Annotated in this window: 16 protein-coding genes; 11 read left to right on the top strand and 5 right to left on the bottom strand. The window is 63.7% G+C overall.

Annotated elements, in window-relative coordinates:
- Positions 1 to 1,041, bottom strand: coding sequence for an SPFH domain-containing protein (locus ACQ4W4_RS16380; RefSeq protein ID WP_436542881.1), 1,041 nt, complete (start codon positions 1,039 to 1,041; stop codon positions 1 to 3).
- Between the two features lie 31 nt (positions 1,042 to 1,072).
- On the bottom strand, positions 1,073 to 1,459 hold the full coding sequence (locus tag ACQ4W4_RS16375; RefSeq protein WP_070313122.1) for a DUF350 domain-containing protein: 387 nt from the start codon (positions 1,457 to 1,459) through the stop codon (positions 1,073 to 1,075).
- 59 nt (positions 1,460 to 1,518) lie between these two features.
- On the opposite strand from ACQ4W4_RS16375, the gene ACQ4W4_RS16370 reads away from it, so the two are divergent.
- The 3 genes from ACQ4W4_RS16370 to ACQ4W4_RS16360 all read left to right on the top strand — a co-directional run bounded on the left by ACQ4W4_RS16370 (position 1,519) and on the right by ACQ4W4_RS16360 (position 5,297).
- On the top strand, positions 1,519 to 3,030 hold the full coding sequence (locus ACQ4W4_RS16370) for a polyamine aminopropyltransferase (RefSeq protein ID WP_436542880.1): 1,512 nt from the start codon (positions 1,519 to 1,521) through the stop codon (positions 3,028 to 3,030).
- Positions 3,030 to 4,661, top strand: coding sequence for an NAD(P)-binding protein (locus ACQ4W4_RS16365; RefSeq protein ID WP_436542879.1), 1,632 nt, complete (start codon positions 3,030 to 3,032; stop codon positions 4,659 to 4,661). Before ACQ4W4_RS16370 ends, ACQ4W4_RS16365 begins: the two co-directional genes overlap by 1 nt.
- Positions 4,662 to 4,781: 120 nt before the next feature.
- A complete protein-coding gene (locus ACQ4W4_RS16360) occupies positions 4,782 to 5,297 on the top strand; it encodes a hypothetical protein (protein ID WP_326457819.1) in 516 nt (171 codons plus the stop codon).
- Positions 5,298 to 5,378: 81 nt separating this feature from the next.
- Here ACQ4W4_RS16360 and mmsB read toward each other — a convergent pair whose 3' ends face one another.
- The 3 genes from mmsB to chvE form a co-directional block, all read right to left on the bottom strand.
- The gene (mmsB, locus tag ACQ4W4_RS16355; protein WP_436542878.1) at positions 5,379 to 6,602 is read right to left on the bottom strand and encodes a multiple monosaccharide ABC transporter permease; all 1,224 of its coding nucleotides are present in this window, start codon (positions 6,600 to 6,602) and stop codon (positions 5,379 to 5,381) included.
- Complete coding sequence (mmsA, locus tag ACQ4W4_RS16350; protein ID WP_436542877.1) at positions 6,592 to 8,133, bottom strand: multiple monosaccharide ABC transporter ATP-binding protein; 1,542 nt, start codon at positions 8,131 to 8,133, stop codon at positions 6,592 to 6,594. The genes mmsB and mmsA overlap by 11 nt, the downstream gene beginning before the upstream one ends.
- A 113-nt stretch (positions 8,134 to 8,246) precedes the next feature.
- Positions 8,247 to 9,269, bottom strand: a complete 1,023-nt coding sequence (gene chvE, locus ACQ4W4_RS16345; RefSeq protein WP_436543010.1) for a multiple monosaccharide ABC transporter substrate-binding protein — start codon at positions 9,267 to 9,269, stop codon at positions 8,247 to 8,249.
- Positions 9,270 to 9,699: 430 nt separating this feature from the next.
- On the opposite strand from chvE, the gene ACQ4W4_RS16340 reads away from it, so the two are divergent.
- From ACQ4W4_RS16340 to ACQ4W4_RS16305, 8 genes are all read left to right on the top strand, one after another.
- Positions 9,700 to 10,860, top strand: a complete 1,161-nt coding sequence (locus ACQ4W4_RS16340) for a fumarylacetoacetate hydrolase family protein (RefSeq protein WP_436542876.1) — start codon at positions 9,700 to 9,702, stop codon at positions 10,858 to 10,860.
- A gap of 26 nt (positions 10,861 to 10,886) precedes the next feature.
- The gene (gene xylB, locus ACQ4W4_RS16335) at positions 10,887 to 11,654 is read left to right on the top strand and encodes a D-xylose 1-dehydrogenase (protein ID WP_436542875.1); all 768 of its coding nucleotides are present in this window, start codon (positions 10,887 to 10,889) and stop codon (positions 11,652 to 11,654) included.
- Positions 11,651 to 13,438, top strand: coding sequence for an IlvD/Edd family dehydratase (locus ACQ4W4_RS16330; protein ID WP_436542874.1), 1,788 nt, complete (start codon positions 11,651 to 11,653; stop codon positions 13,436 to 13,438). The genes xylB and ACQ4W4_RS16330 overlap by 4 nt, the downstream gene beginning before the upstream one ends.
- Positions 13,439 to 13,589: 151 nt before the next feature.
- A complete protein-coding gene (gene xylF, locus ACQ4W4_RS16325; RefSeq protein ID WP_099377905.1) occupies positions 13,590 to 14,564 on the top strand; it encodes a D-xylose ABC transporter substrate-binding protein in 975 nt (324 codons plus the stop codon).
- A 182-nt stretch (positions 14,565 to 14,746) separates the two neighbouring features.
- Positions 14,747 to 16,324 (top strand): D-xylose ABC transporter ATP-binding protein, encoded by a 1,578-nt coding sequence (xylG, locus tag ACQ4W4_RS16320; RefSeq protein ID WP_436542873.1) that lies wholly within the window; start codon positions 14,747 to 14,749, stop codon positions 16,322 to 16,324.
- Positions 16,321 to 17,463 (top strand): sugar ABC transporter permease, encoded by a 1,143-nt coding sequence (locus ACQ4W4_RS16315; RefSeq protein ID WP_077398401.1) that lies wholly within the window; start codon positions 16,321 to 16,323, stop codon positions 17,461 to 17,463. Before xylG ends, ACQ4W4_RS16315 begins: the two co-directional genes overlap by 4 nt.
- 32 nt (positions 17,464 to 17,495) lie before the next feature.
- Positions 17,496 to 18,695 carry a XylR family transcriptional regulator gene (locus tag ACQ4W4_RS16310; protein WP_436542872.1) on the top strand — a complete coding sequence of 400 codons (1,200 nt, stop codon included), beginning with the start codon at positions 17,496 to 17,498 and terminating at the stop codon, positions 18,693 to 18,695.
- Positions 18,692 to 19,459 carry an aldose epimerase family protein gene (locus ACQ4W4_RS16305; protein WP_436542871.1) on the top strand — a complete coding sequence of 256 codons (768 nt, stop codon included), beginning with the start codon at positions 18,692 to 18,694 and terminating at the stop codon, positions 19,457 to 19,459. The genes ACQ4W4_RS16310 and ACQ4W4_RS16305 overlap by 4 nt, the downstream gene beginning before the upstream one ends.
- The last annotated feature ends 5 nt before the right edge of the window (positions 19,460 to 19,464 follow it).

The following is a 19,464-nucleotide window of genomic DNA, read 5'->3' as shown; positions in this document are numbered from 1 at the left end:
TCAGCCGATCAGTTTTTTCAGCAGTTCAGCCTTGGCGCCGTCGTAGTCGGCCGGTGAAATGAGTCCCTTGTCCAACAAACCCTTGAGTTTTTCCAGGCGCGCCTCGATCGGTTCTTCCGCGGGGGCGGGAGGCGCCGCCGGAGCGGGTGCCGGGGCGGGCTGCTGCAAGGCGCCGCCCATGCTTTGCGCCATCACCTGGCCGATCGACAGCCCGGCGCCGAGACCGGCGCCGATGCCGGCCATGCCGCCTTCGTTCTGCGCCGCCAGCGGGATCGCATTGGCCACCTGGAATTTCGTGTAGCCGCTCATCTTGTCGGCGCCCAGGCCGCCCTTCATGCCGGCGGAAATACGCTCGTCGAGCGCCGCCTGCAATTCCTCGGGCAGGCTGATGCTGGCCACGTTGAATTCATCGAGGCCCACGCCATAGCGGGCAAACGCCTGCGCCAGGCCATCCTTGACTTCGTGCGCCATCAGCGCCTGGTTGGCGGCCATGTCGAGGAAGGGCACGTTCGCGCCGCCCAGCGAGCTGGCCATGCTGGACATCAAAATGCCGCGCAATTGATCTTCCACCTCGTCGCGCGTATAGACTTCGCGCGTGCCGCTGATCTCGGTGAAGAAGGTTCGGGCGTCGGCGATGCGGTACGAGTACATGCCGAAGGCGCGCACGCGGATCATGTCGAAATCCTTGTCGCGGATGGTGATCGGCTGCGGCGTGCCCCACTTGCGGCCCGTCTGCACGCGGGTGCTGAAGTAATACACGTCCGACTTGAAGGGCGAATCGAACAGCTTGTCCCAGTTTTTCAGGTTGGTCAGCAACGGTAACGTTTGCGTCGTCAGCTTGTGCGTGCCGGGACCGAAGACGTCGGCGATCTTGCCTTCATTGACGAAGACGGCGACCTGCGATTCGCGCACATTCAGGATGGCGCCGTTCTGGATCTCGAAATCCTGCATGGGGAAGCGCCAGGCCAGTACGCCTTCCGTCTCTTCGTTCCACTGCAGTACGTCGATAAACTGCTTCTTGATAAAGCTGCCGAGGCTCATGATGGATATCCTTGAATAAGATAAAGCGGTGTCAGGAAATGCAGGCGGCGTTGATGGCGCCGATCGACAGGGAAATGGCGCCCAGCAGGCCGCCGAAAGCGCTGTTGTTCGATTCGATCTGGTCCTTCGACATGCGCAGCAGGCGCGTGGTGACCACATAGGCGAGCAATTGCACCACCATGGCGCCGAAGGCCCAGGCGAAGAACTGCTGGTAGTCGGCCGTGTGCATCAGGGACGAGGCGATGGTGGCGGAAAAGCCCAGCAGCGCGCCGCCCAGCGACAGGGCCGCCGCCTGGTTGCCCTGGCGGATCAGCAGCACTTCGTTGTAGGGCGTGACGCGCGTGTAGATGATAAAAAATACAATCAGCAGCCCGGCGGCCAGTAAAAGATGGATCAGATAGTTTAGGATGGCGGGCACGGCTTTCCTCGCAATGAGTATTTGATAACGTCAACGCATATTAGAACAAAAAAAGTCCAATGAACAAAAAGATTCTGATTTTGTCCGTCTTCGTGGTCGCCTCCTGCGGCCTCGCATATGAGCTGATCGCCGGCGCCATGTCCAGCTACCTGCTCGGCGATTCCATCCTGCAGTTTTCCACCATTATCGGCTGCTACCTGTTCGCCATGGGGGTGGGCGCCCACTTTTCCAAGTATGTGCGGGACGATGACGTGCTCTCGCGCTTCGTCGACATCGAGCTGGCCGTGGGCCTGATCGGCGGCCTGTCGGCCGCCATCCTGTTCATGACGTTCTCGTGGATGGCCGCGCCCTTTCGCACCTTATTGTATGTGATGGTGTTCCTGATCGGCGCACTGGTCGGCATGGAAGTGCCGCTGGTGATGCGCGCCCTGAACTCGCGCCAGACGGAATTTTCCGAACTGGTCAGCCGCGTGCTGACCTTCGATTACCTGGGGGCGCTGGCCGTCTCGCTGCTGTTTCCGCTGGTGCTGTCGCCGTACCTGGGACTGGTGCGCACGGGCTTTTTGTTCGGCATGCTCAACGTGGGCGTGGGCCTGTGGACGATTTACGTGTTCCGCGCGGAGCTGAAGAACCTCACGGGGCGCTTCCTGCGCGCCTGCGCCGTGATGCTGGTGCTGGTCGCCGGCTTTGCCATGTCCGACCGTATGGTGGCCTGGGGCGAGCACGGCCTGTTCGGCGACCAGATCGTGTACTCGACCACCACGCCTTACCAGCGCCTGGTGATCACGCGCTGGAAGGACGATACGCGGCTGTACATCAATGGCAACCTGCAGTTTTCCTCGCGCGACGAGTACCGCTACCACGAGGCGCTCGTGCACCCCGTGCTGGAAGCGCTGCCGTGGGCGCGCCGCGTGCTCGTGCTGGGCGGCGGCGATGGCCTGGCGCTGCGCGAAATCCTCCGTTATCCACAGATCGAACACGTCACCGTGGTCGACCTCGATCCCGCCATGACGGCCGCGTTTACCACGCGCCCGGAACTGGCCAAGCTGAACAATGGCGCGTTCTCGGACAAGCGCGTCACCGTCGTCAACGCCGATGCCGCCGTCTGGCTGCGCAATAACGGCGACATGTTCGACGCGGCCATCGTCGACTTTCCCGATCCGTCGAGCTTCGCGCTCGGCAAACTGTACTCGGTGCCGTTCTACGACCTGGTGAAAAAGCATCTGGCGGCCAAGGGCCTGATGGTGGTGCAATCGACGTCGCCCTTTTTTGCCCCACATGCCTACTGGACCATCAATTCGACCCTGCGCGAAGTGGGCATGCGTACCTGGCCCTACCACGCCTACGTGCCCTCGTTCGGCGAATGGGGTTTTATCCTCGCCTCGCCCCAGCTCGACTACACACCGCCGACGAAATACCGCCTGCCGATGCGCTACCTGAATGCGGACACCACGCGCGAGATGTTCATCTTCCCGCCCGACATGCAGCCGCTGCCGATGGTGCCGAATCGCCTCAACACCCAGTCGCTCGTGCATGAATTCGAGCAGGACTGGAACCGGGTGATCCGCTGATGCAGCGCCGCTCCTTCATGCTGTGGGCCGCCGGCGGTACCGCGGCGGCCGCCGCCGGCATCGGCAGCATCGCCGCGTATCTGCGCTGGCAGGAAATCACGCCCAAGGTGCTGTATCCGGGCCGCAGCGAGGGGCATTATTTGCGCCAGCTGCTGCGCGAGCGCACGGCGCTGCCGACGCCCTCGGCAACCATCACCACGGATGTCGCCATCCTTGGCTCGGGTATCGCCGGCCTGACGGCCGCCTGGCGCCTGAACAAGCTGGGACACACGGATTTCCTGATGATCGACGGCCCCCAGCCCTACGGCAACGCGGCTGGCGGCCACTTCGGCGACCTGGCTTATCCGACCGGTGGCCATTACTTGCCGCTGCCTTCGCCCGAATCGACCCATGTGCGCGAGATTTTGTTCGACCTGGGCATCATCGAGCGCGACCCGCAGGCGGAAAAACCCTATTACGACGAGCGCTATATTTTGCACGCGCCCGAGGAGCGATTGCTGTTCAACGGCCACTGGCAGGACGGCTTCATTCCCACCGAAGGCGTGCCGCCTGCGGAGCTGGCGCAGCACGAGCGCTTCTTTGCCGAAGTGCGGCGTCTGCGCCAGGCGCACGGCAACGATGGCAAGCGCGTCTTCGTCTTTCCTACCGTGGAGTCGTCGCAAGATCCGGCCTGGCAGGCGCTCGACACCATCACCTTGAAGCAGTGGATGGAACGCGAAGGCTATACCTCGCCCACCCTGCACTGGTATTTGAACTACTGCTGCCGCGACGACTACGGCACGCGCTATGACCAGGTCTCGGCCTGGGCCGGCCTGCATTACTACTGCAGCCGCTGGGGGCAGGCGGCGAATGCGGGCAATGGCGCCTGGCTGACCTGGCCGGGCGGCATGCAACCGGTCGCCACGGCCATGGAGCAGGCCTCAGGCGTCAAGCGTCATGCGGGCACGGTGGTTTCCGTGCGGACGACGGACACGGGCGTGGAGGCGCTGTGCCTGGAACTGGTCGACGGCCAGCCGCGCACCTACCTGGTCAAGACGCGCAAGGCCATCTGCGCCATGCCGCTGTATGTCGCCGCGCGCGTGGTCGACAACATTGCCGGGTATGGCTTTGACGCGAAGCGCGATACGCCCGCCTATGCGCCGTGGCTGGTGGCGAATTTTTTACTGAAACGCTTTCCCGACGAACTGCCGCATGCGCCCCTGTGCTGGGACAACGTGGTGTACCAGGAGCCGGGCCTCGGCTATGTCGTCTCGACCCACCAGGATATCCGCGTGCGTCCACCCGAGAAAACCGTCTTCAGCGCTTATGTCGCCCTGTCCGACCGCACGCCGCAGCAAGCCCGCAAGTGGTTAGATGTGGCCACGCCCGAGGAGTTGCTGGCGCTGGCCAGCGTCGATCTGAAAACGGCGTACGGGCGCGATTTTGCGCGCTGCGTCGAGCGCGTCGACATCACCGTGCGCGGCCACGCCATGGCCGCACCGTTACCGGGCTTTCGCAGCAATGCGGGCTTGAAGGCCTTGCGCGAACACGACGGCGCCATCCTGTTCGCGCATGCGGATTTGTCGGGCTTTTCCGTGTTCGAGGAAGCGGCGTGGTGGGGGGACAGGGCGGCGCGGCTGGCGGCTGTCTGACGCGATGCAAAAGTCGCCTTAGATGATTTCTGTCAACCTCTTCATTTTTTTCCAAAACATAATAAATAGCTGTACCGCTTGTGCGGACAGCTTTCTTTTTGTGTTAACAATGGAGCGAAAATGAAGCAGACAAAGCATCGGTTTGAGGACGGCAGGATGGAAAAAATACGCAGTAGTGTCACGTCTATTTTCTTTCCGCTAGCAAAGTGGCGCTACTTTGTGCTGTTTCAATCCAAGGCCCAGGCAACTTCCTGGATCGTTACCCTGCTGATATGCATGGTAACCATCACTTATCTTTTTTCTCTGGATCGTGAATCGAAGGCGCCACTTGAGGTGGTATTGCTGGGGGCGGCGATAGGATCGTCGTTCTCGCTGATAGCCGTCCTTCCGGCCGCATTCAAGGTACGGGACAATGGACTTGGCATGCTTGGGGAAATAGAAGTGCGTCTGTTAAAAATGCATTATGTCGAGGAAGCGCGCCATACTGGCATCGTTATCTATCGGCAGAATTTGCCGCGCTTGCTGCGCTGGGATGAGGGCAATATCGAGATCAGGAACGAGGAAGGTGTTTTCGTGGTCAGTGGCGGGTATCTTTCGTTGCGAAAACTTCGTGGTGGCTTGCTGAAATCATATTGATGATGTGAATGGAATAAAAAAGGCCGGCGCGAACGCCGGCCAGAGCCCCCTAAGGCTCGAACCTGTGCTTCCTTGTTCTTCTCATTTATTTTTATTAATCACGTCGATGAACACGGCCGCCAGCAGCACCAGGCCCTTGATCACTTGCTGGTAGTCGATGCCGATGCCCATGATGGACATGCCGTTGTTCATCACGCCCATGATGAAGGCGCCGATCACGGCTCCCATCACCTTGCCCACGCCGCCCGAGGCCGAGGCGCCGCCGATGAAGCAGGCGGCGATCACGTCCAGCTCGAAACCCGTGCCGGCCTTCGGCGTGGCCGTGTTCAGGCGCGCCGCGAAGATCAGGCCGGCCAGCGCGGCCAGCATGCCCATGTTGACGAAGGTGTAGAAGCTGACCCGTTCCGTCTTGATGCCGGACAGGCGCGCCGCCTTCTCGTTGCCGCCCACGGCATACACGCGGCGGCCCAGCACGGTGCGGTTGGTAATGAAGGTGTAGGCGACGATGAGCAGCGACATCACGGCCAGCACATTGGGGAAACCACGGTACGACGCCAGCAGGTAGCTGAAATACACCATCACGGCCGCGAAGATGGCGTTTTTCAGCAGGAAGAAGGCGCGCGGCTCGTTTTCCATGCCATGTTTCAGTTGCTTGGCGCGGCTGCGCAGCGAGGTGACGATCAGCGCCGCGGCGGCGATCACGCCCAGCAGCAGCGACAGGCCGCGCAGATTCTCTCCGCCGAACGGGTCGGGCAGGAAGCCGGAGCTGAGCATCTGAAAGCCTTCCGGGAAGGGACCGACCGACTGGCCTGCCAGCAGTGCCAGGGTCAGGCCCTTGAAGACCAGCATGCCGGCCAGGGTGACGATGAAGGACGGAATTTTGAAGAAGGCGACGAAATAGCCTTGCGCGCCGCCGATGACGGCGCCGGCCAGCAGGCAGAGGATGCTGGCCGCGACAAAATGCATGTGGTAGTTGACGATCAGGACGGCCGCCAGCGCGCCGACGAAGCCGACCACCGAGCCGACGGACAAATCGATATGGCCGGCCACGATGACCATCAGCATGCCCAGCGCCATGATGACGATGTAGCTGTTTTGCAGCACCAGGTTCGTCAGGTTCAGCGGCTGCATCAGGGTGCCGTCGGTCATGTACTGGAAAAAGCCCATGATGACGATCAGCGAGAGCAGCATGCCGTAGTCGCGCATATTGTTTTTCAAGAAGCCGGCATAGCTTTTCGCGGCCGGCTCGGCCGCTGGCGCTCCTGCTGCCGCTGCTGGCGCGCCCGCTGTCAATTTATTGTCCATTGTTTTCTCCGTGTGTAACGATCGCGCGCATGATGCGCTCCTGCGATGCTTCTGCCGCGCTCAGTTCTGCCGCGAAGCGGCCTTCGTTCATGACATAGATCCGGTCGCACATGCCCAGCAATTCCGGCATTTCCGAGGAAATCATGATGATGCATTTGCCTTCGGCGGCCAGCTCGCTGATGATGCTGTAGATCTCGTACTTGGCGCCCACGTCGATGCCGCGGCTCGGTTCATCGAGGATCAGGATGTCGGGGCGCGAAAACAGCCACTTCGCCAGCACCACTTTCTGCTGGTTGCCGCCGGACAGGTTGACCACTTTCTGCGCCACGCTCGAGCAACGGGTCTTGAGCTTGCGGCGGAACTCCTCGGCCACGCCGAATTCACGCTGCTCGTCGATCACCATGTGCTTCGAAATCGCGTCCAGGTTGGCCAGGCTGGTGTTCTTCTGGATGTCTTCCTCGAGGATCAGGCCCAGGCCCTTGCGGTCTTCCGTGACATACGCGAGGCCGTGGGCGATCGCCTTGCCGATGGTGCTGACGTCGATCTCCTGGCCATTCTTGAGCACCGTGCCGCTGATGCGCTGGCCGTAGGCGCGCCCGAAGAGGCTCATCGCCAGTTCCGTGCGCCCTGAGCCCATCAGGCCGGCGATGCCGATGATCTCGCCCTTTTTTGCGTGCATATTGATGCCCTTGATGACGGGGCGGTCGGCATGCTCGGGATGGAAGACGCGCCAGTCGCGTACCTCGAAAATGGTCTCGCCGATGGTGGGCGTGCGCGGCGGATAGCGGTCGGCCATCTCGCGCCCGACCATTTTTTCGATGATGCGGTCTTCGCTGACGGGTTCCACGCGGCAGTCGAAACTGTCGACCGTGTTCCCGTCGCGCAGCACCGTGATGGCATCGGCGACTCTTGAGATTTCATTGAGCTTGTGCGAGATCAGGATCGAGGCGATGCCCTGGGCTTTCAGGCCCAGCAGCAGGTCGAGCAGGGCCGCGCTGTCGCTTTCGTTCAGGCTGGCCGTCGGCTCGTCCAGGATCAGCAGCTTGACGTCCTTGCACAGCGCCTTGGCGATCTCGATCAGCTGCTGCTTGCCCACGCCCAGGTTGGTGATCAGGGTGTCCGGGGACTCTTTCAGGCCGACTTTGTGCAGCAGTTCGCGCGTCTTCGCTTGCGCGTATTCCCAGTCGATGACGCCCATGCGGGCCGGCTCGTTGCCGAGGAAGATATTCTCGGCGATCGACAGCTGGGGCACCAGGGCCAGTTCCTGATGGATGATGATGATGCCGATTTCTTCGCTGTCCTTGATGCCGCGGAAGTGCCGCGTCTGGCCCAGGTAATCGATGTCGCCCGTATAGCTGCCATGGCCGTAGACGCCGCTCAGCACTTTCATCAGGGTCGATTTGCCGGCGCCGTTTTCGCCGACGATGGCGTGGATCTCGCCGCTGCGTACCCGCAGGTTGACATTGTCGAGCGCAACGACGCCCGGGAATGTTTTGCGTATCCCGCGCATTTCCAGGATAGTGTTCGTCATATAACCTCTCTGGCACGGCCGCGCTGGTCGGCGCCGGTCGTGCGGCAGTCTTGTTCTTGATCGTGCATGAAGCGAAAGGCCCGGCAGCGCCGGGCCTTCAGTACCGTCGATGCTTATTTCACTTGCGCTTCCGTGTAGTAGCCGCTGCCGGTGACGAGCACCTGCTTCCAGTTCGCCTTGTCGACGGTGACCGGTTTGAGCAGGTAGGACGGCACGACCTTCACGCCGTTGTTATAGGTCTTCGTGTCGTTGACGGTCGGGACTTTGCCCGACATCATGGCGTCGACCATGTTTGCCGTCACCTTGGCCAGTTCGCGCGTGTCCTTGAACACGGTCGATGCCTGTTCGCCGCGGATGATCGATTTCACCGATGGGATTTCCGCATCCTGGCCCGTCACGACGGGGAACGGCTGTTTTGGCGTGCCGTAGCCGACGCCCTTGAGCGAGGACAGGATGCCGATGCTCAAGCCGTCATACGGCGACAGCACCGCGTCGACTCTCGCATTGCCGTAGTAGGCGCTGAGCAGGTTGTCCATGCGCGCCTGGGCGACGGCGCCGTCCCAGCGCAGGGTGGCGACCTTTTCCATGCCCATCTGCTTCGAGCGCACCACCAGCTTGCCGCTGTCGATGTACGGTTTCAGCACCGACAGCGCGCCGTTGTAGAAGAAGTGCGCGTTGTTGTCGTCGGCCGAGCCGCCGAACAGCTCGATATTGAACGGGCCCTTGCCTTCCTTGAGTTTCAGCGCCGATTCGATGTAACCCGCCTGCAGCACGCCGACCTGGAAGTTGTCGAAGGTGGCGTAGTAATCGATGTTTTTCGTGCCGCGGATCAGACGGTCATACGAGATGACCTTGATGCCCTTGTCGGCCGCCTTTTGCAGCACGTTCGACAAGGTGGTGCCGTCGATGGCGGCGATCACCAGCACCTTGGCGCCCTTGGTGATCATGTTTTCCACCTGCGCCAGCTGGTTCGGGATATCGTCGTCGGCAAACTGCAAGTCCGTCTTGTAGCCGCGCTCCTTGAATACCTTGACCATGTTGTCGCCGTCGGCGATCCAGCGCATGGACGACTTGGTCGGCATCGAGATGCCGATCGCGCCCTTGTCGGCGGCGCTTGCCAAAGGCATTACCGCCATGCCGGAGATGGCCAGCGCCAGGCTCGCGGTCAGCATTTTCATTGTTGTTTTCATTTCAGGTCTCCACCGTCTTCGATAGTTGAATGTGCCAGGGCCGTCGTCCCAGTGGGCGGGCTCCGTGCGGATGGCCGATTGCAGGCCACGGCTGATACTAGTTTGTCCATCCATCCCTCACCAATCACTTTTTTCGCATAGCCGATATCCAAAACGATATCGATGGGTCAATTGATGCAATGCGCCATGCCGCCCCTTCCCGCCTGCGGACAGGGTGGAAACGGGGGCCGGGCGGCGGCTTTTTTTGGTGCGTTGCAATACCAATAATCATCATTCAATTTGGTGATTTTCGTAATTGCGGCGACACAGGGCGGCGCGCAGAATCGGTCCGGACTTGAAGCCCAGCCATCCCGACATGACCTTTTGAAAGCTTGCCATGCAGCCGATTTCCCCCGCCTCCCTGTTGCCTGCCGACCTGGCGCAGGCCCTCCTCATCGGCCGCATCTGGCGTGACGGCCCTTGCGTCGTCGCCGTGCGTGGCGGCGAGGTGGTCGACATCACGCAGACGGTGGCGACCGTGGCCGAGCTGTTCGAACGCGGCGATGCGCTCGATATCGCCCGCCATGCGCCCGGTATCGCCCTCGGCCCCGTGCAGGCGCTGCTGGAGCAGGCGCTGGCCGCGCCTGCCGGCGAGCCATTGCTGCTGGCGCCGTGCGACCTGCAGGCCGTCAAGGCCTGCGGCGTGACCTTCGCCGTCAGCCTGCTCGAACGGGTGATCGAGGAACAGGCGGGCGGCGACGCGGCGCGCGCGGCGAGCCTGCGCACCGCCCTGCAAACGACCCTGGGCGGCGACTTGTCCGCCTTAAAACCCGGCTCGGAGGCGGCGCAGCGCCTGAAACAGCAGCTGCAGCAGCGCGGCGCCTGGTCGCAATACATGGAAGTGGGCATCGGCCCCGATGCGGAAGTGTTCACCAAGGCGCAGCCCATGTCGTCGGTGGGCTGCGGCGCGCAGGTGGGCTTGCTGCCATCGTCCGCCTGGAACAACCCGGAGCCCGAGATCGTCCTGGCCGTCAACAGCCGCGGCGAGGTGCTGGGAGCGACCTTGGGCAACGACGTCAACCTGCGCGACATCGAAGGGCGCAGCGCCCTGTTGCTGGGCAAGGCCAAGGATAACAACGGTTCCTGCGCGATCGGCCCCTTCATCCGCCTGTTCGACGACCACTTCACGCTCGACACCGTGCGCCAGGCGGAAGTGTCGCTGCTGATCGAGGGCGCGGAAGACGGCTTTGTCCTCGAAGGCGCCAGCTTCATGCGCGAGATCAGCCGCGACCCGCTCGACCTGGTGCGCCAGACGGCAGGCCAGTACCACCAGTATCCGGACGGCTTCATGCTGTTCCTGGGGACCATGTTCTCGCCCGTGAAGGACCGCGACGCACAGGGCGGCGGCTTCACGCACCACCTGGGCGACCGCGTGACGATTGCCAGCGCCGCGCTGGGCGCGCTGGTCAACGACGTGCAGCGCTGCGATGCGATCGCCCCCTGGACGTTCGGCGTGCGCGCCCTGTACCAGAACCTGGGCCAACGCGGCTTGCTTTGATCCGATTTTTTTAAAAGAGAGACACCATGCAACATGCAATCTATCCCAGCCTGGCAGGTCAGCGCGTCGTCATCACGGGCGGCGGCACCGGCATCGGCGTGGCCATCGTCGAGGCGTTCGCGCGCCAGGGCGCCCACGTCACCTTTCTCGACATCGCCCGCGAAGCGTCGCTGGCGCTGCAGGAAAAGCTGGCGCACTTGGCGCAGCCGCCCGTTTTCCGCTATTGCGACCTGACGGACCTGGCAGCCCTGGCCGCCACCTTCGCCGAGATCGAGCACAGCGCGGGCGCCACGGATATCCTCGTCAACAACGCGGCCAATGACGACCGCCACCAGCTGCAGGACGTCACGCCCGCCTACTGGGACGAGCGCATGGCCGTCAACCTGCGCCACCAGTATTTCTGCGCCCAGGCAGTGGCGCCGGCCATGCGCGCCAAGGGCGGCGGCGTGATCCTCAACCTGGGCTCGATTTCCTGGCACCTGGCGCAGGCAAATCTGTCGATCTACATGACGGCCAAAGCCGGCATCGAAGGGCTGACGCGCGGACTGGCGCGCGACCTGGGCGTTGACGGCATCCGCGTCAACTGCATCATTCCCGGCGCCGTGCGCACGCCGCGCCAGGAGCGGCTGTGGCATACGCCGGAAGCGGAAGCCGTGATCCTGCAGGGTCAATGCCTGCAGCTGCGCGTGGAGCCGGAAGACGTGGCGGCGCTGGCGCTGTTCCTCGCGTCGGACAATGCGGCCAAGTGCGCCGGCCGCGAATACTACGTCGACGCAGGCTGGTACGGCGCATGAACATTCCTGCCCAACGCCCGTCGCGGCGCTTCCGCTCGCAGGACTGGTTCGACAATCCCGACCATATCGACATGACGGCGCTGTACCTCGAGCGCTTCATGAACTACGGCATCACGGCCGAGGAACTGCGTTCGGGCCGGCCCATCATCGGCATCGCGCAAAGCGGCAGCGATATCAGCCCCTGCAACCGCATCCACCTGGAGCTGGCGCAGCGCGTGCGCGACGGCATCCGCGACGCGGGCGGCATCCCGATGGAATTCCCGCTGCACCCGATCTTCGAGAACTGCCGCCGTCCCACGGCCGCGCTGGACCGCAACCTGGCGTATCTGGGCCTGGTGGAGATCCTGCATGGCTATCCGATCGACGCCGTGGTGCTGACGACGGGCTGCGACAAGACCACGCCGGCGCAATTGATGGCCGCGGCCACGGTGGACATTCCCGCCATCGTGCTGTCGGGCGGCCCCATGCTCGACGGCTGGATGGACGGCGAACTGGTCGGTTCCGGCGCCGCCATCTGGAAGGGCCGCCGCCAGCTGTCCGCCGGCTTGATCGACAACGACAAATTCCTGCAGATCGCCGCCGCCTCGGCGCCGTCGGCCGGCCACTGCAACACCATGGGCACGGCATCGACCATGAATGCGCTGGCCGAAGCGCTGGGCATGTCCCTGACGGGCTGCTCGGCCATCCCCGCGCCATACCGCGAACGGGGCCAGATCGCCTATGAAACGGGACGCCGCATCGTCGGCATGGCGTTCGAGGACGTCCGTCCTTCAAGCATCCTCACGCGCGAGGCCTTCCTGGACGCCATCATCGTCAACGCGGCCATCGGCGGCTCCACCAACGCCCAGCCGCACCTGATGGCCATGGCGCGCCATGCGGGCGTGGAACTGTATTCGAGCGACTGGATGGCGCACGGTTACGACGTGCCGCTGCTGCTGAATATGCAGCCGGCCGGCAAATACCTGGGCGAGCGTTTCCACCGCGCCGGCGGCGTGCCGGCCGTGATGTGGGAGTTGCTCGAGGCGGGTTTGCTGCATGCCGAGCGGCCCACTGTCACGGGCCAGACGATGGCGGCGAACCTGGCCGGGCGCGAAAGCGCGGACCGCGAGATGATCCGCCCGTTTGCCGCGCCGCTGAAGGAAAAGGCCGGTTTCATGGCCTTGCAGGGCAACCTGTTCGACTTCGCCATCATGAAAACCAGCGTGATCTCGCCCGCTTTCCGCGAGCGCTACCTGTCGCGTCCCGGCAGCGAGGGCGTGTTCGAGGCGCGCGCCATTGTCTTTGACGGTTCAAACGACTACCACGCGCGCATCAACGACCCGGCGCTCAATATCGACGACAGCTGCATGCTGGTCATGCGCGGCGCCGGTCCCGTGGGCTGGCCCGGTTCGGCCGAAGTGGTCAACATGCAGCCGCCCGACGCCTTGCTCAAGGCGGGCATTCTGAACTTGCCGACCCTGGGCGACGGGCGCCAGTCGGGCACCTCGGACAGTCCCTCGATCCTGAACGCGTCGCCGGAAAGCGCCGTGGGCGGCGGCCTGGCGCTGTTGCGCACGGGCGACATCATCCGCGTGGACCTGAACGGGGGGCAGTGCGACATGCTGGTCGATGCACAGGAACTGGCGCGTCGCGCCCAGGAATTGCCGCCGCCCGTCAACGACAGCGCCACGCCGTGGCAGGAGCTCTACCGCGCCAGCGTGGGCCAGCTGGAAACGGGCGCCTGCATGGAGCTGGCCCTGAAATACCGCGCCGTGGGCCAGACCCTGCCGCGCCACAACCATTAGCAGTCGCAGCACGTAGGTCGGGTTAGCGCTGCGCGCGTAACCCGACACCACCACAGACATAAAATTTTTCAGCAGCACCCGCAGTGAAAAAACGTCGTTAATAAAATCCACAAGGAGACACACAATGAACAAGATCATCAGTGCAGCCATCATGACCGCCATGCTGGCATTGAGCAGCAGCGCCGCCCTGGCCGATGCGAAAAACCCGAAGATCGGCTTTTCCATCGACGACTTGCGCGTGGAGCGCTGGACGCGCGACCGCGATTTCTTCATCGCCGCCGCCGAAAAGCAGGGCGCCAAGGTCTTCGTGCAGTCGGCCGACGCCAGCGAGCAGCGCCAGATTTCGCAGATCGAAAACCTGATCTCGCGCGGCGTGGACGTGCTGGTGATCGTGCCGTTCAACGCCACAGTCCTCAACAACACCGTCAAGGAAGCGAAAAAGGCCGGCATCAAGGTGCTGTCGTATGACCGCCTGATCCTGAACGCCGATATCGATGCGTATATCTCGTTCGACAACGAGAAAGTGGGCGAGATGCAGGCCGAAGGCGTGACCAAGCTGCAGCCGAAGGGCAATTACTACCTGCTGGGCGGCTCGCCGACCGACAACAACGCCAAGATGCTGCGCGAAGGTCAGATGAAGGTGCTCAAACCGTTCATCGACAAGGGCGACATCAAGATCGTCGGCCAGCAGTGGGTGAAGGACTGGAGCGCCACCGAAGCGCTGTCCATCGTGGAAAACGCGCTGACGGCCAACGGCAACAAGATCGACGCCATCGTCGCCTCGAACGACGGCACGGCCGGCGGCGCCATCCAGGCCCTGGCCGCGCAAAAGCTGGCCGGCAAGGTGCCGGTCTCGGGCCAGGACGCCGATCTGGCGGCGGTGAAACGCGTTATCGCCGGCACGCAGTCGATGACCGTCTACAAACCCCTGAAAACCATCGCCGCCGAAGCGGCCAAGCTGGCCGTGCAACTGGCGCGCAATGAAAAGCCGGCCTACAACTCCAGCTATGACAACGGCCTGAAAAAAGTCAGCACGGTGCTGCTGAAGCCAACGCCGCTGACCAAGGCGAACGTGAACATTCTCGTCGATGACGGTTTCTATACCAAGGCGCAGCTGGGTAATTGATCACCCGCTTGATGTCGGCTTACGCGCTGCGCGCTAAGCCGACCTACGATTGCCCGCATCGGCCGTTATCCGACAATCGCCGGTTGTGTTGTCGGCCATCCGCATCGACCGTAGGTCGGATTAGCGACGCCTTGGCGTCGCGTAATCCGACATTTTCCCCCGTATCCGCAACGAGAGTGAGCATGTCCGACTATCTGCTTGAAATGAAAGGCATCGTCAAACAGTTTGGCGGTGTCCGCGCGCTCGACGGCATCGACCTGCAGGTGCGGGCCGGCGAGTGCATCGGCCTGTGCGGCGAGAATGGCGCCGGCAAGTCGACCCTGATGAAGGTGCTGTCGGGCGTCTACCCGCACGGCACCTGGGATGGCGACATCCTGTGGGATGGCCAGCCCCTGCGCGCGCAATCGATCCGCGACACGGAAGACGCGGGCATCATCATCATCCACCAGGAGCTGATGCTGGTGCCGCAGCTGTCCGTGGCCGAGAATATCTTCATGGGCCGCGAGCTGACCCTGCCCGGCGGGCGCATGCATTACGCGGCCATGTACCAGCGCGCCGACGAGCTGCTGCGCGAACTGAACATTCCCGAACTGAACGTGGCGCAGCCCGTGATGAATTATGGCGGCGGCCACCAGCAGCTGGTGGAAATCGCCAAGGCGCTCAACAAGAACGCGCGCCTGCTGATACTCGACGAGCCGTCGTCGTCGCTGACGGCCTCGGAAATCGCCGTGCTGCTCGATATCCTGCGCGCGCTGAAGGCCAAGGGCGTCACCTGCATCTACATTTCGCACAAGCTCGATGAAGTGGCGGCCATCTGCGACACCATCGTCGTCATCCGCGACGGCAAGCATATCGCCACCACGCCGATGGCGCAGATGAACGTCGAGCGCATCATCGCGCAGATGGTGGGCCGCGAAATGAGCCAGCTGTATCCGCAGCGCGCGCCGGAGAAAAAGGCGGCCATCGGCGAGGTGCTGTTCGAGGCGCGCCATGTGACTTGCATTGACGCCGACAACCCGCAGCGCAAGCGGGTCGACGATGTGTCGTTCACCCTGCGCAAGGGCGAGATCCTCGGCATCGCCGGCCTGGTGGGGGCGGGGCGCACGGAGCTTGTCTCGGCCCTGTTCGGCGCCTACCTGGGGCCGTGCCAGGCCGAAGTGTGGCTCGATGGCCGCCGTATCGATACTTCGTCGCCGCAAAAGGCCATCGCTATGGGCCTGGCCATGGTGCCGGAAGACCGCAAGCACCACGGCATCGTGCCGGACCTGGACGTGGGACAGAACATCACCCTGGCTGTGCTGGAGCAATTCGCGCGCGCCACGCGCATCGATGGCGAGGCGGAGCTGACGGCCGTGCGCGGCGAGATCGCCCAGCTGGAACTGAAGGCGGCCAGCCCGTCGCTGCCCATTACGAGCCTGTCGGGCGGCAACCAGCAAAAGGCCGTGCTGGCGAAGATGCTGCTGACGCGCCCTCGCGTGCTGATCCTCGACGAGCCCACGCGCGGCGTGGACGTGGGCGCCAAATATGAAATCTACAAACTGATGCTGGCGCTGGCCGACCGGGGCGTGGCCATCATCATGGTCTCGTCGGAACTGGCCGAAGTGCTGGGCGTGTCCGACCGCGTGCTGGTGATGGGCGAAGGCCGCCTGCGCGGCGACTTTATCAACGATGGCCTGAGCCAGGAAACCGTGCTGGCGGCGGCGCTGGACCAGCGCCCTGCACCCGCCGTCAACACCGCAAACAAGGAAGCCGCAGCATGAAACCGCACAGTATCAAACAGCTGTTCACCCAATACAAGATGCTGGCCCTGTTGATCGCCGTGGCGCTGATCTGGGCCTTCTTTTCGTGGAAGACGCAGGGCAGTTTCCTCACCCCGCGCAACCTGTCGAACCTGCTGCGCCAGATGTCCGTCACCGGCATCCTCGCCTGCGGCATGGTGCTGGTGATTATCGCCGGCGAGATCGACCTGTCGATCGGCTCCCTGCTGGGGCTACTCGGCGGCATCGCCGCCGTGCTGGACGTCACGCAGCACTGGCCGCTGGCGCTGAACCTGATGGCGGTGCTCGGCTGCGGCCTGGTGATCGGCCTCTTGAACGGCTACCTGACGGCGTACCGGGGCATCCCGTCCTTCATCGTGGGCCTGGGCGGCATGCTGGCATACCGCGGCATCCTGCTGGGCATCACGGGCGGCATCACGATCGCGCCCGTTTCCGAGCCGATGGTCTACCTGGGACAGGGCTACCTGCCCGCGGTACCCGGCGTCGTGCTGGGCATCGGCCTGTTCCTGCTGGCCGCTTTCCTGACGTGGCGCGCGCGCGCCAGCCGCGCGCAGCATGGCTTGCCGCAGACGGCGCCCTGGGCCGACGGCCTGCGCCTGGCCGTCATCGGCGCCGTGCTGTACGCCTTCGTGCAGACCCTGAACGGCTATGAAGGCATCCCGCTGCCCGTGCTGTTGCTGCTGGCCTTGCTGGGGCTGTTCAGCTATATCACCAGCCAGACCGTGTTCGGCCGCCGCATCTACGCCGTCGGCAGCAATATGGAAGCGACGCGCCTGTCCGGCATCAACGTGAAAGCCGTCAAGCTGTGGATCTTCGGCATCATGGGCCTGATGTGTGCGCTGGCGGGCCTGATCAACACGGGCCGCCTGGCAGCCGGTTCACCCTCGGCCGGTACCTTCAGCGAACTCGATGCCATCGCCGCCTGCTTCATCGGCGGCACCTCGATGCGCGGCGGCTCGGGCACCGTGTACGGCGCCCTGATCGGCGCGCTGGTGATGGCCAGCCTGGATAACGGCATGTCCATGCTGGACGTGGACACCTACTGGCAGATGATCGTGAAAGGCAGTATCCTCACCCTCGCCGTGTGGGTCGATGTCAGCACGCGGGCAGGGCGTCGTTAACCGTGAAACGATCTGGCACGCGAGGAGACACCATGAAACTGCCGACCGCGCACCGGATCGCGCTGCTGTTCAACGGGAACAAGATCTACGACCGCGACATCATCGCGGGCATCGCCGCCTACCTGAACACCACGCGCGTGTCGTGGGACCTGTTCCTGGAAGAGGATTTCCGCTGCCGCCTGCCGGGCATCGAGCGCTGGCAGGGCGACGGCATCATCGCCGATTTCGACGATCCCGCCGTCTGCGCGGCGCTGGCAAACAGCCGCCTGCCCGTGGTGGCCGTGGGCGGTTCGTATGCGCGCGCAGACGATTACCCGGCCGGCATCCCGTACGTGGCGACCGATAATTTCAAGATCGTCAAGCTGGCCTATGAACATCTGGTGGAAGCGGGCTTGAGCCGCTTTGCCTGTTTCAGCCTGCCCGAGGCCGATGTCAACCGCTGGGCGCAGGAGCGCGAAAAGGCGTTTTGCGCCCTGATGGAGCGCGACCACATGCGCGCCGACGTGTACCGGGGCGTGGCCACCAGCGCGCCGTCTTGGGACGAGGCGGTGGAGCAGCAGATCGCCTGGCTCAACAGCCTGGAAAAACCCGTCGGCATCATCGCCGTGAGCGACGCGCGCGCGCGCCAGCTGCTGCAAGCGTGCATGCATGCGGGGATCGCCGTGCCGGAGCAAGTGGCCCTGATCGGCATCGATAACGATCCGCTGGCGCGCATGCTCACGCGCATTCCCTTGAGTTCCGTAATCCAGGGCACCGAGGAAATGGGCCGCACGGCCGCGCATCTGCTGCACCAGATGCTCAACGGCGCGCGCCTGTCCGGCACGCGCATCCTCGTGCCGCCGGCGGGCCTGAACGTGCTCGCTTCCACGCGCCACCAGCCCTTCCAGCATCCGCAGGTGATGCAGGCGCGCCACTTCATCCGCCAGTATGCCTGCCAGGGCATCAAGACGGAGCAGGTGGCCGATTACGTGGGCGTGTCGCGCTCCTCGCTGGAAGCGCACTTCCGCCACGAACTGGGGCGCAGCGTGCACGACGAGATCCTGCATTTCAAGCTCGATGCGGCAAAGACTCTGCTGGCGCGCGGGCCGGGACAGGTGGCCGAGGTGGCCGTGCGTTGCGGCTTTACCACGGTGCAGTATATGCACGCCGTCTTCAAGCGCGAACTCGGTTGCACGCCGCGCGAATTCCAGCAGCGCAGCCGGCCACCGCCAGCGCCCGGGCAGGCGCCATGATGCATCTGCTGCGCAATGCGCGCGGCATGCGCGTGGCCATCGACGCGCACGATGCCAGCGTGCGTGCCTGGTGGGCGCCCGACCGTTATGGCCGCCTGGCCGACGTGCTGGGCGCGGCGCCCCCTGCGTCTCGGTCGTCCACGGTCTGGCAGTGCGCGCCGCCGGACGACGGCCACTTGCTGCTGCACCTGTCGCACGACGGCCTGTCGGTGCGCCTGGCCTACCGGCTTGACGACGATGGCAGCCTGCACCTCGATTGCGTCGCCACGGCCGATGCGGTTTCCCGTTTTGCGCTTGCCGCGCCCCTGTTCAATCTGCAGGGCGGCCGCACCGCCGTGGGCGACCATGTGCTGCGCCTGGCCGCGGACCGCTACTGGCCTGGCGGCCACGCGTGCAGCGCTCCGCTCGACGTGGCGGGCAGCGCGTTTGACTTCCGCCAGCCGGCGCCGCTCGCGTCGCGCCTGGCCTGGCCCGCGCTGGTGAACTTGCCGGGATTCCGGCATGATTTTTACTGGACGGGCAGCGGCCAGCTGCGCGAGGCAGCGCGGGTTGCCGACCCCGCTTCGGGGCGGGTCCTGCGTTTTTTCAGCACCCAGGACAGTTGCCATCTGTATTCCGATGCGCGCTGTTTTTCCCTGCTGGCGCAGGGCTTGCAATTGCAGCCGGGACAGCTGAGGCGTTTCAACCTTGCCTACCGTCTGGGCGTGCAGGATATCGATGCGTTTGACATATCCGAACCGGTATCAATGATGTCAAATAAGTGATTGGT

The sequence above is a fragment of the Janthinobacterium glycogeni genome, from assembly GCF_051380725.1.
Lineage (GTDB): Bacteria > Pseudomonadota > Gammaproteobacteria > Burkholderiales > Burkholderiaceae_D > Janthinobacterium.
This window is presented reverse-complemented; position numbering and strand designations above follow the sequence as displayed.